Raw genomic sequence first — 12,443 nt, 5'->3', positions numbered from 1 at the left:
CTCGACGGCGGGCCAGAACTGCGGGTTGTTGGTGAACAGTTCCGTGAAGTTGTGCAGCCCGACCCACTTGATGGAGTCGAAGCCGATGCCGTCCCAGGTGGTGAAGGCCAGCAGGATCGACGCCAGGGCCGTCACCCAGACAAGGGCGACGTGCAGGATCGTCGGCAGACCCGCCATCAGACCCAGCGTCAGCCTGTCCCGGCGGGTCAGCAGGCGCTGGTGGCCCTGCGGAACCCGCCTTTGCGGCATCGCGGCGCCCGGAGGCGGCACCGCGGCCGCCTCCGGGATCTTCGTGGTCGTTTCGGAGCTCATGATGTCGGTGTTCATCCGCTTCGGAAGGGGGCCGGGCTCAGCCGGACGCGAAGATCGTCTTCTTCTGCCGCTCGATGGACGAGAGCAGGCTGTCGATACCCTTGGGGTCGCGGATGAACTTCTGCAGCGCCGGCTGCATCACCGTGGAGGTGAAGTCGGGGCGGCTGTCACGGTCCATGAACTGGGTGAGATGCTTCGCCTGGCTGATCATCTCGTAGCCCTTTTTCTGCAGGGCGCTGTAGCCGGAGGTATCGGCCTTCGTGGAGGCGGCGATCAGGCTCGGGTCGGCCTTCAGGTAGATCTCTTCGGCCTCGGCCGTGCCCAGGAATTCGAGCAGCTTGACGGATCCGGCATGGTTCTTGGGCTTCTTGCTGAGCATGATGCCGTCGGTGGGGGCCTCGACGGTGTCCTGCCCGTACGCCGGGTCGATCTCCGGGAAGGGGAAGAAGTCGAGGTCGTCCAGGTCGGCCTTGTCGGTGAACTGCTGGGCCACGAACATGCCGAGCATATACATGCCGGCCTTCTTGGCCACCAGGGTCTGCGCGGCGTCCTGCCAGGTGCGACCGACCGCGCCCTCCTGGTGGTAGGGGAGGGTCTCGGCCCAGGTGTCGAAGACCTTGCGGACCTTCGCGTCGGTCCACGACGCCCTGCCTGCCATCAACTCGACATGGAAGTCGTAGCCGTTGAGGCGGAAGTTGATCTGGTCGAAGGACCCCATCGCCGGCCAGGCGTCCTTGTCGCCGTACGCGATCGGGACGAGACCGTCCTTCTTCATCCGCTTGCACAGGGCGATGTACGCGTCCCAGGTGGTGGGGACCTCGTAGCCGTACTGCTGGAAGACACTCTTGCGGTAGAAGACCGCCCACGGGGACGTGGTGAGGGGCACGAGGTAATACTTGCCGTCCTGACCCTTGCTCAGGTCGTGCATGGCCGAAGGGAAGTTGCCGCCGATCGTCTTCCACACGTCGTCGATGGGGGAGGCGAGCCCCTTGGCCGCGAAGAACTGCATCCGGTAGCCGGCGAACCACTGGAACACGTCGTCCGGGGTGCCCTGCAGATAGGTGTTGATCTGCTCCTGGAAGGTGTTGTGGTCCTTGGTGTTGATGTCGACCGCGATCCCGGACTGCTTCGTGAAGGCCGCGTAGACGTCGGCGTAACCCTTCTTCGGCACCGCGTCCGACGCGTTGGAGCCGACGGTGACGGTCTTGGTGGAGCCCGACGACTCGGAACTGCCCGCGCAGGCGCCCAGCAGGGGGATGCCGGCACCCAGAAGCGCGGCTCCGCCGAGTCCCCGGAGCACGGTGCGACGACTGGTGTCAGGCATGGACTGACCAAGGGATGAAGGGCGCATTTCGACTCCTGACAGGGCTGGCGGTACCCGGACTCGGCGCGTCAGCCGAAGAGGGTGGGCGGAGAAGTGGCCGCTGCACGGCGAGAACTAAACACGATCGAACAAATGCGATCGGTGGTCGCCAGGAAGCGTGAACGCTCCGTGTGCCGGCTGTCAAGACTCCGCGTCGGGTGATGTGCGACGCATCAGGTCCGGCCGGGAGCCCGATGTGCGGGCAGTCGCAGCCGACGGGCAGGGCTGTCCCGGCGGGCCGTCGAGTCGTTCCGCATGAGGAAAAGGTCGCTTGAGCTGCAGAAATGAAGGTAGAACGGGTTTCCTCGCATGCCTGATGCACCCCCTCCGCCCGGCCGCAGGCCTCGACGTCCTCTCGCATCGGAGGCAAGTGGCGTTGCGTGAACTCTTGACGTGCGCTCGGCGTGTGCGTACACATTGACCGCGCGGTCAGACCGCGCGGTCATTCACTTGACCTCGTTCGATGGCGAACACTCGGCCATGAGGAGACTTCATGACAACAGGGGTGGAGCGCGGTGCAGCCTCCTCCGCGCCGCGCAGTGAGGACGTGGCCAGGCTGGCCGGTGTCTCACGCAAGACGGTCTCCCGGGTCCTCAACAACGAGCCGTACGTCTCCGACGAGTCCCGCCGACGTGTCCTGGCGGCCGCCGAGGAACTCGGCTACCGCTTGAACCACGCGGCCAGGGCACTGGCCTCCGGCCGTACCCGGTCCATCGGTGTCGTCGCTCTGGCAACGGCCGGGTACGGAACCGCCTCCCTGCTGGTGGGCATCGAACAGGCCGTACGGGACGCCGGTTACGCGCTGCGCGTCGTCAACACCCCGGACGGCGACCCGCACAGCATCGCCGGCGCGCTGGAGTCACTCCTGGAGCAGGGCGTGGACGGCATCGTCGTCTCCGTACCCATCGTCGAGGGTGAGGTCCCGGTCGGCGTCGACGTGCCGGTCCTCTTCGTCGGAGCGCCGCCCGCCTTCACCGCCGCCCGGACACTGACCGTCGGCGTGGGGGCCCACGAGCTGGCCCGCGCGGCCACCGAACACCTGCTGGACCTGGGACACACGACCGTCCATCACCTCGCCGGTCCACGCCGGTGGTACGCCACCAAGGACCGCATCGAGGGATGGCGGGCGGCGCTGGCGGCCCGCGGCGCGCACGAACCACCCGTGCTGAACGGCGACTGGTCGGCGGCCTCCGGGTATGCCGCGGGCCTCGGACTGGCCTCGGACCGCTCCGTGACCGCGGTGTTCGCCGCGGGCGACGAGATGGCCATCGGACTGATCCACGGCCTACGGGAAAGCGGTCGTCGTGTGCCGGAGGACGTCAGTGTCGTCGGCTTCGACGGCAACCCCGTCTTCGCCTACGTCTCCCCGCCTCTGACCACCGCCCGTCAACCCTTCGAGGCGGCGTCGAGCGAGGGAATCCGGCTCCTCCTCCACGCCATGGAGCAGCCCGACACCGAGCTGCCGCCGGCGAACGATCCACCCGTCGAACTGATCGTCCGCGGTTCCACGGCGCCTCCACCGTCCCCCTGATCCCGGTCGTAGCAAGCGCCAATGCTCCGGCGCACCCACACGCCGGGGCGCTCCACCTCCGCCCCTCCACCCCCGCCACTCCGCGCCTGTCGACGCGCCCCCGCGCAGCGACTCGCGCCCGGCAGCGTCACCCCGGCTGTCACCCCGGCCGTCACCCGGCCGTCACTCGGGCAACGCGCCCAACGAACTCCGCCGCGTCACCTCCGAGCCGTTCCGAGCCGGCGGCGGACACCGAAACACACCTTGCCCTTTTCCCTGGGAGCCGCAATGTCCCCTGCGCAGACAGGCGCCAGATCCGGCGCCGCTCCGCGTTCCCGCCGTCCCATCTCCCTCTTGTCCGTGGCCTTCGTCCTGCTCGTCGCGGCGATGACCATGGTTCTGCCCACCGGCCGGGCGGACGCCCTGGCCCGTCCCTCGCAGACGATGTACACCCCGCCGTCGGGTGCGCCCTCGCCCGGGTCGCTCTACCCGCGGGCGATGCGTATGCAGCACAACGGCTCGGCCAACGGCACGATGCTGGCGACGTTCGAGCAGTACACCTCCGGCACACCGGTCTTCCCGATCTACCGAAGCACCAACAACGGAAACTCCTGGTCGAAGATCTCGGAGGTCGCCGACACGCAGAACGGCTGGGGCATGCGCTGGCAGCCCGAGCTGTACGAACTGCCCACCGCGGTGGGCGGCTTCCCGGCCGGCACCATCCTGGCCGCCGGAGCCTCGGTCCCCTCGGACCGCTCCGCCATCAAGATCGATGTCTACGCCAGCACCGACCGCGGACAGACCTGGACGTTCGTCAGCAACATCGCCACCGGCGGCCCCGCGTACGACCAGAACGGCAACGGCAACACCCCCGTTTGGGAGCCCTTCTTCCTCCACGCCAACGGCAAGCTGATCGTCTACTACTCCGACCAGCGCGACCCCGACCACGGCCAGAAGCTCGTGCACCAGGTCACCACGGACCTCCGTAACTGGGGTCCGGTCGTGGACGACGTGGCGATGCCCACCTACAGCCAGCGCCCGGGTATGCCCAGCGTCGCGAAGCTGCCCAACGGCAACTACGTCATGACGTACGAGTACGGCGGCTCGCCCTCGGGCAACTTCGCCGTCTACTACAAGATCTCCGCCGACCCGGAGGACTTCGACTCCGTCACCGGCATTCCCCTGCGGTCGACGGACGGCGTGGTCCCCACCAGCACCCCGTACGTCACATGGCTGCCCACCGGAGGTCCGAACGGCACGCTCGTCGTCGGCGCCTACAGCACCAGCGACCTGTTCCTCAACACCCAGAACGGCGCCGCGAACACCTGGACGCGGATCACCTCCAACGTCGCCAACGGCTACAGCCGCGGCATGGTCCCGCTGTCCGACGGCCACAGCCTGCTCGTGCTCAGCGGCGGCAACGGAGGCAGCAACCTCTCCAACCCCGTCACCTACAGCACCATCGACCTCGGCGGCGGCATCTCGGACGGCGCCACGTACACCGTGTCGAACGCGGGCAGCAACCTCATGCTGAGCATCGCGGGCGGTTCCACCGCCAACGGCACGCGCGCCACTCAGCAGACCGCCGACAACGCCACCGACCAGCAGTGGCGCTTCGTGCAGCAGAGCTCCGGCTACTTCAAGATCTTCAACGTGGCCAGCGGCAAGGTCCTCGGTGTGGAGAGCCAGTCCACCGCCGACGGCGCCAGGATCCTGCAGTGGGACGACAACGGCACCCTGGACCACGAGTGGGCCGTCTCCCCGCACCAGGCCGGCGGGTACAGCATCACCAACCGTGTGACCGGCAAGTACCTGGAGATCCCGAACGCCTCCACCGCGGTCGGCACCGCCGCCGTCCAGTGGAGCGGCACCAGCTGCGCCTGCCAGCGCTGGGACCTCACCCAGACCGCTCTGCCCCCGCTGGGCACCGGGCAGTACGTCCTCGTCAACAAGAACAGCGGCAAGTACCTCGACATCCCGCAGGGCTCGACCGCCACCAACACGGCAGCGCAGCAGTGGCAGAACTCGGCCTGCTTCTGCCAGCTGTTCACCTTCCAGTCCGCCGGCGGCGGAGCCTGGACCATCAGGAACGTCAACAGCAACCTGAATCTGGACATCCGTAGCGGCTCCACCGCTGCCGGAGCCGCCGTCGTCCAGAACACACCGTCCACCGCCAACTCGCAGAAGTGGACCCTCACCGACGCGGGCAACGGCTACTACAAACTCAAGAACGTGGGCAGCGGCTTCAACGCCGCCGTCGGCCAGTCCTCGACCAGCAACGGCGCGGCAGTCGTGCAGTGGAACGACCTGAACAACGACGACCAGCTCTGGAAGATCGTCCGCATCAACTGAGCGGCTGCGGATGCTGCGGATGGTGCGGGAGCGGGCGTGTATCCACGCCCGCTCTCCGCGTTCACCAGGGCCCGATCGACGAACCCGAGCACCGGTCTCAGGCGTCAGGCGTCAGGCGTCAGGCCCTCCGCAGGCGCTGTTTCTCCTCACACATTGTCTCGACGTAGAGCTCGAAGCCCTGCTATGCGGTCGAAACGGTGTTCGTTGACCGGCTGGTGGCCACGCTGATCCATCTGCGGCACGACCTACCGCACGCGGTGCTGGGACTGCTGTTCGGCGTCGACCGCTCCACCGTCACCCGTGGGGCAACCCCGCGCCTCCGACGTCACCCGCCTTCCGCACCACGTACGGGATCTCGCCCACGGATACCGGTTCCAGGCCCTGCGCAGGGGCGAGTAGACGCAGCGTCAAAACTTTGTGGACCCAGTGATAACGACAGCCTCAGGACCCGCTCCCCATTCTGGTGGCGTGATGAGCACGTACGTTTCACCCGAATCGAGAGAACTTCTCCATGGGTAGACCCTTCCGGATTCCCCTCGCCATGGCGGCCGTCGCCCTGCTGGCTGCGCCTGTCCTGACCGGTTCCTCACTCACCGGCACGGCGACGGCGGCAGAGACCACCACCGCCACCACGACCACCACGACCGAGGCGGTCACCGCCGAGGCCGCCGCGGACCCCGTCTACGCCCGGCTCTACAACCAGGGCACCGGAAAGTGCCTCGCCGTGCCGGGCCCTAACACGGACGTCGAAGGCGCCGAGCTGATCCAGTGGACGTGCAGCACCAGCGAGACCCAGTACTGGGCGCTCATCCCCGTGACGGGCGGCTATCAGGTGAAGAACCTGGCGAGCGGAAGATGCCTCGCCGTGGCGGGCAACAGCAAGGTCCAGGGCGCCATCTCCGTCCAGTCGACCTGCGACGGCGGTGGCGGCGGCGTGCAGGTCTGGGCACACGACTCCATCGACCGGCTGACGAACGCCAACAGCAAGTTCTGCCTGGCCGTCCTCAGCACCGAAACGGCCAACGGAGTCAAGCCCGCTCAGTGGACCTGCGGCACGAACAAGGATCAGCAATGGCTCTGGTAACGGAACAACGTGCCTCGCGACGGCCCCGGCCGGCCCTGCCGGCAGGTCTCCTCGGTCTCGTCGCCGCGCTGCTCGTGACCCTGCTCATCGCCCCGGACCGCGCGTCCGCCGCGAGTATCTCCGCCCCGAAGGTCGCCTACCAGAACACGGCGACCGAGGGCGACGGGCCTCGCACCCCCGACATCATCAGCACCAGCGCGAACGACGCGGTCGTGGTGTGGCGGGAGGGCACCACCGCCACCGTGATCACCGACACCTCGGGACCGGTCGTGGACCACGGGTACATCAGGTACTCGTACACCACCGACGGCGGCGCGAGCTGGAGCCGCCCGCAAACCCTGGCGCAGGAGACCAGCGAACACTCCTGGCACTACGTCGAGCTCTACAAGACGGGCGACCGCATCCTCGCGTACATGGGCAGAACCTCGCCCGCCAACCGCAGAGGCCTGCCGATCGACGCCATCGTCGCCAAGGAGAGCACCGACGGGGGGCACACCTGGCACGACTTCACCGTCAATCTGCCGCTCGCCGACCACGGGAACCTCGCCCTCGCCGGACGTCCGGTCCAGATGGCCGACGGAAGGTACGTCATGCCGGCCTGGTGGACGGGCAGGCAGGTCGGGGCGCTGTACTCCGACAACCTCCGGGACTGGACGGCCGGCACCGCCGCCCCGAACCCGACCGACCACCTGCCCGGCGAACCGCAGTTGGTCATCTCCCAGGACGACCCGAACAAGCTGCTCATGGTCGCCCGCAGCAGTCCCCCTGACGGCACATCACCGACGTTCGCCTTGACGGCCACCAGCACGAACGGCGGCGAGTCCTGGAGCAACCTCGCCCTGGACACCAACGTGCCCAACAACGACTCCAAGAGCTACTTCACCAAGGACAGCACCGGCCGGTATCTGACCATCTACAACACCGACTCGGACCCGATTCGGCAGGTCCTGAACTACCGGACCAAGAACCCCGGCAGTGCCTGGTCGAGCAGCAAGCTGTTCGCCAACCCGGCCGGTCCCACCGACCCGACACCGGCCGGCACCGGCGCCGGCTGGGACACGTACCCGATGGGCGACGAGTACGCGCCCGGCAAGTACTTCATCGTCTGGGAGCACGACACCTCGGCCATCCTGGTGAGCAAGCTCGACATCTCCGACACATAGCCCGACCGGCTCCGCCGACCCGGCTGCTTCCGGAGGACAAGCAGTCGGGTCGGCGGCGAAAGTCCACGAGAGCACTTCGGCGCGCTCGGCCCGCTTACGAGTGGCTCCGCCTGGGCCGCCGTACCCTTCCCTACCTGGTGCTGTTCCAGCTCGTCCTGCCGCTGGCCGCCCCTTTGACGGATGCCGTCGCCCTCTACAGCCTCGTGACGGGGACGGCTTCGGTCCCGGCCATCGCCTGGGGCGTGTTCTGCATCGCCCAACTCGCCCTCGCAGCCCATGCCCTCCGCCGGGACGGCGAGAACCTGCGCCACCTGTGGCTGATACCGCTCCAGCGGATCGCCTACCGGACGGCCCTGTGCCTGGTCACCCTGCACGCCCTGGTCACCGCTGCTCTCGGCATGGTGCTGTGCCATGCCGTTGGAGTCGACCCGTTCCCCGATCCAGCACTGCGGCCGACTCCTGCCCAGATTCTTGAGGAGTTCACCAATGCCCAAGCGACGCCTCTCGTATGTCGAGAGGCGCGTTGGTGTAATTGTGGCCGTCGGAGGAGCGCTGAGCCCTCGCCGAGGGAGGCGGCAATGAACAGCAGCGGTACGCGTCACTGGCGCGCCAGCGATGGCAGATCATCACCATCCGACGATCGCGACGACGGGTGACGTTGGAGCGGGGCGTGGGCGCTGCTCGCGTACAGGGCGGCGCCGTCCGAGCTGAAGGAGAGGGGGTCGATCGCCTCGCCCGGTGTGGTCAGCGGGCCGCCCAGGGGCTGCTGTGTGGCCATTACTCGCGGTATAGCGACGGGCTGGTTCGTCACCGTGAAGCGCCAGCTCAACCTGCTGCCGGCTGTCGCACGCCGCCTTGGCACACCCCTCGACTCGACCAGCGAGGCATTCACGGGACCTCACGGCGAGCATCTCCACTCTTGATGCCGGGCTGCCTGTTTCCGGTGGCTGAGGCGCCCCGCCAGTAGAGCGTGACCGAGCCAACTGGTCGGATGCCCCAGGCCCGTCGCAGCCTGACTCTCAACTGACCCACGCATATTGGCAATTACTCCAATTCACGTGTCCTGCTGACTCGGTCCGTAACAGGCGCTTGCCGCTCCAGTGGCCAGCGCCCAGTAGCGGTCGCCAAACGACCAGTGCCACCACTCCGTGGGGTAGTTCACCAAGCCCGCGGCGGTCAGCACGCGCCCCAAGATCTCCCGGTGCGTGCGCGCCTGTGCGCTGATCCCGGCAGCGTCGGTGTAGCAGGTGCCGGCGCTCTCTTCCGGAGTCGCGTTCATCGGTGTACCCAGATCCAGTTCACGGCCGTCCGCATCCGCGAGTGTCAGATCCACTGCCGCTCCCGCGCTGTGTGGCGCGATCTCCGGTGGTGACACGAAGCGGCTTGCCGCCGACCGGATCTGTTCCTCGGACCATTCAGGCTGCTCAGCTCGCAGTCTCGCCGCGTATTTTCCAAAGTAGCGGCGCTGTAGCTCCGGGGGACGATAGCCCTCAACCACCAGGAGCCTCAGCCCAGCCGGCAAGCGCGCCTGCGCCTGGAGGAGACGTTCCAGCACGCCTTCCCGCAGGTAGAAGAAGGCGTCCGAGTCGTCCTGCTTCCGCACGTCCACAAGAAGTGGCCCTCTCCGGACATCGACCAGCGGCTCACCGCACTCGTAGACGGGGACGGCCGCTACCCGTGGATCCGACATCAAGATGATCTCACTCATCCCGCGATGATCTCGCGAGTGCTTCCCGGTCATCAACGACCACAACGTTGCCCAATGGCGCCCGGCGAACGTTCCTGGTCACAGCGCTAGCAAGGACGGCATCCACCTGGACCGGCCACCCGGCTGCCATCGTCTTGCATCCCCTTCTGCCGGCGGCGGCGTGCGCCGCCAGCGGGGGACACGGCGAAGGTCCCGGCAGAGCACAGCGTCGGGACCGGGAAGGGACCGGACGGCGAAAGGGCTCAGGGCTCCCTCTCCGCTGACCGGGAGTTCACCCCCCACGGGCCTCGATTCCGAGAAGCTCGCCACGGCCGACCGCCCCAGCGGGAAATCGGGCGGCACTTGGGGCTCTTCGTCGACGACGCCAACGGAAGCCACACAGTCAAGACGGCGATCGCGGGTTCCTGGATCGGCCTCGGACTGGCCCGCACGGACTGGGACTGGGACTGCGCGCTCGACTTCGCGGTCGTCGACGGCGGCAAGACCCTCTGCGCGACCTTCGACCCCGACGACCCCTGCAGCCTTGACGTCCGCTTCACCCGGGAGAAGGGCCAGGGCCGAGATTCGTCTCAGCCCGCAGCCCGTACGGCCCCAGCGCTCGCGAGGTCGACACCAGGTGACGCTCCCGGCCCGCAAGACGGCCTTTGCCAGGGTCGGCGAGGACGTTGTGGTATCGCTGCGGAGCTGTGGCAGCCCCTCCTGCGCAGGACGTTGCGTCTCGGAGGGGCGCGGCAGCCGCCTGACGGGCGCGCCGGTCAAGACTTCGTGATGTTGCCCAACGCGGCCCTGGGCACAGTGCGGGTGACCACCGGCTCCATTGCCCCGTGCTTACGAGGTGTTTGGCCGATTTGTGAGCCGGAATGCCTGTGCCGCTCGGCGTCGGCAGGGCGCGAAGGGGCCGGCGAGGGGCGCCGGCCGAGGGGGACTTCTACCCGCCCACAACCTCAGGAGTGCATTCGTGTCCCAGGCGCGTCCCATCGCGCACCAGCGTGCGCAGGTCGGGGACGCCGACGGCATCCCAGCATCCCATTTCGCCGGTACGTCTTGTCGCACGGTGGCCCTCTGAGCAGCCTCTTAGGCGTCGGCCCCGGCCGGGTGGTCAGAAACGTCATCAGGTCGGATGCCCGCGAGAGTCGGGCCGTGCTCGGAACCCCGCACGCCATGGTCCTCCGAGGCCCGCTGCCCATCCCATCACACCCCTCCAAGGAGCGACATGAGCGCATCACGCATACGTAGCATCCGGACCTCTGTGAAGGCGGCCGCCGCTGCTCTTCTTGCCGCGCCACTGATCATCGCCGGACTGGCGACCCCGGCCGCCGCAGGCACCAACTGCGACGGTGGTTACCACTGCGTCTTCTGGTCCGGCTTCGACAGCGCCCAGCACAGGTACTTCAACAGCGACACGAACTTCGCGGGCGACACGTTCAACCGGACCAACTTCGGCAGTGCCGGCGCCAACACGAGCGTCAACGACAACGCTTGGTCGGCCAGCAACTCCAGCACCGGCGGTTACTACAGCAAGTACTACCTCAACAGCGGTTACACCGGCGGGATGCTCATCTGCATCGCGCCCGGCAGACAGGCCGAGCACAAGTCGGCCCTGCTGACGGCGAGTTCTCTGCAGCTCAGCACCTCCAACCCGGGCGGTTGTTTCTGACCGTCCGCACGAGCAAGGGGTCCGGCGACCGCGTCCGCGGCGCCGGGCCTCCGGACGATCCCGGAGCACCTCCGCATACCTCGCACACCTCGGAGCCAGCACCATGCCGCTGACCGCGCCGCGCAAACGTATCCGCCGTGTCGCCGCACTCACGCTCGTGATCGTCATCGGCGGAGCCGCCTGGACATTCGCCGAGCGGTCCGGGCAAACCCCGTCGGTGGCCGCCCAGCCGGTGACATCCCCGGCCGAACTGAGCAGGCGGCTGCCGTTCCACCCCATCCTCTACGCGGGGCCGGGCGCTGGGGTGAACACCATCAGAGCCGAGCAGCAGCTCACCGTCTCCTGCATGAAGAAACACGGCTTCACTTACACGCCCGCCCCGATCACGGTCGTCGACGAGGCCAAGGCGGGCCACCGGGCACCGTTCGGCCTGGAATCCCTCGCACCGCCCCCCGAGGCGACCGAAGCGGCACCGGCCGAGGTACCGAAGAGCGAGGCATTCACCCGCGCGCTCTACGGCGACCCCGACGACCTGATCACCGCCGAGGGCAAACAGCTCAGGGTCAGCATGCCCGCGAACGGCTGCCAGGCCGAGGCCGAGAAGCAACTGCTCGGGGATCAGCGGCTGCGCCGGCTCCAGCTGCAACTCCAGCTCAGCGACGGCGAGCAGGAAGCGCGGCAACAACTGGAGAAGGATCCGGCGTTCCGCACGGCCACCGCCCGCTGGCGGAGCTGTATGCGCGCGGTCGGCTTCGACGAGAAGGACCCGGTGAGTCTGCTGACCGGACTTCCCCGAGACATCAACCTCACCACTGATCGCGCGGCCTATGCCGATGTGCGCTGCAAGGACCAGACCGGCTACCTGACCACCGCATACACCAGGCTCGGCGTGACCCAACGGACCTGGCTCAACCGGCACAGCGATCTGCTCGCCGACTGGAACAGGCTCACCCACACTCAGGATGCAGCCGCCCGCGCGGTACTCGACCCGCGCTGAGAGTCGAGTATCCCGAACGCGGGTGCGGGGGCGCCCGCGTGGTGCCAGCCACGTCACCGGCGGCGCCACGCCACCGTGCCAGGTCATAGCGGGTGGCCAGCTGGAGGGCGCGATCGGGGCACGATCGGGGCACGGTTCAAGCCAACCGTGCCCCTGCGCAACCTGGTTGCCGACGGACGCCTGGGCCGCAAGACCGGCCACGGCAACTACCGGTACGGCGAGGCCGGGAAACACCTCGACGACGGTTCGGCCTGACCGTCATGGAGTCGGTGTTCCCCACGTCCGTGGACGACGCCG

General features: G+C 67.9%; 9 protein-coding genes and 2 pseudogenes. 8 read left to right on the top strand and 3 right to left on the bottom strand.

Going from position 1 to position 12,443, the window contains the following annotated elements:
• Positions 1 to 312, bottom strand: a pseudogene (locus tag PUR53_RS11930) (sugar ABC transporter permease); the annotation flags it as partial.
• A 37-nt stretch (positions 313 to 349) separates the two neighbouring features.
• Positions 350 to 1,663 carry an ABC transporter substrate-binding protein gene (locus PUR53_RS11925; RefSeq protein ID WP_443080297.1) on the bottom strand — a complete coding sequence of 438 codons (1,314 nt, stop codon included), beginning with the start codon at positions 1,661 to 1,663 and terminating at the stop codon, positions 350 to 352.
• Between the two features lie 505 nt (positions 1,664 to 2,168).
• On the opposite strand from PUR53_RS11925, the gene PUR53_RS11920 reads away from it, so the two are divergent.
• From PUR53_RS11920 to PUR53_RS11895, 6 genes and pseudogenes are all read left to right on the top strand, one after another.
• Positions 2,169 to 3,206: a LacI family DNA-binding transcriptional regulator gene (locus PUR53_RS11920; RefSeq protein WP_329894528.1), complete on the top strand. Its 1,038-nt coding sequence runs from the start codon at positions 2,169 to 2,171 to the stop codon at positions 3,204 to 3,206.
• A gap of 267 nt (positions 3,207 to 3,473) precedes the next feature.
• The gene (locus PUR53_RS11915) at positions 3,474 to 5,537 is read left to right on the top strand and encodes an RICIN domain-containing protein (protein ID WP_329908279.1); all 2,064 of its coding nucleotides are present in this window, start codon (positions 3,474 to 3,476) and stop codon (positions 5,535 to 5,537) included.
• A 191-nt stretch (positions 5,538 to 5,728) separates the two neighbouring features.
• Positions 5,729 to 5,839 (top strand): annotated as a pseudogene (locus tag PUR53_RS11910) (transposase family protein); the annotation flags it as partial.
• A gap of 209 nt (positions 5,840 to 6,048) precedes the next feature.
• Positions 6,049 to 6,621 carry an RICIN domain-containing protein gene (locus PUR53_RS11905; RefSeq protein WP_329894530.1) on the top strand — a complete coding sequence of 191 codons (573 nt, stop codon included), beginning with the start codon at positions 6,049 to 6,051 and terminating at the stop codon, positions 6,619 to 6,621.
• Positions 6,609 to 7,784 (top strand): sialidase family protein, encoded by a 1,176-nt coding sequence (locus PUR53_RS11900; protein WP_329894531.1) that lies wholly within the window; start codon positions 6,609 to 6,611, stop codon positions 7,782 to 7,784. Before PUR53_RS11905 ends, PUR53_RS11900 begins: the two co-directional genes overlap by 13 nt.
• A 137-nt stretch (positions 7,785 to 7,921) precedes the next feature.
• Complete coding sequence (locus PUR53_RS11895; RefSeq protein WP_329908278.1) at positions 7,922 to 8,440, top strand: hypothetical protein; 519 nt, start codon at positions 7,922 to 7,924, stop codon at positions 8,438 to 8,440.
• Between the two features lie 398 nt (positions 8,441 to 8,838).
• On the opposite strand, the gene PUR53_RS11890 is transcribed toward PUR53_RS11895, so the two are convergent.
• Entirely contained in the window at positions 8,839 to 9,492 is a 654-nt protein-coding gene (locus PUR53_RS11890; protein ID WP_329908277.1) for a M15 family metallopeptidase, read from the bottom strand.
• A gap of 1,213 nt (positions 9,493 to 10,705) precedes the next feature.
• Between PUR53_RS11890 and PUR53_RS11885 the strand changes: the two genes are divergently transcribed.
• Entirely contained in the window at positions 10,706 to 11,149 is a 444-nt protein-coding gene (locus PUR53_RS11885; protein ID WP_329894639.1) for a hypothetical protein, read from the top strand.
• Between the two features lie 103 nt (positions 11,150 to 11,252).
• Positions 11,253 to 12,146, top strand: a complete 894-nt coding sequence (locus PUR53_RS11880) for a hypothetical protein (RefSeq protein ID WP_329894638.1) — start codon at positions 11,253 to 11,255, stop codon at positions 12,144 to 12,146.
• Positions 12,147 to 12,443 lie beyond the last annotated feature (297 nt).

The sequence above is a fragment of the Streptomyces sp. SP18BB07 genome (assembly GCF_036322545.1).
GTDB classification, from domain to species: Bacteria; Actinomycetota; Actinomycetes; order Streptomycetales; family Streptomycetaceae; genus Streptomyces; species Streptomyces deccanensis.
This window is presented reverse-complemented; position numbering and strand designations above follow the sequence as displayed.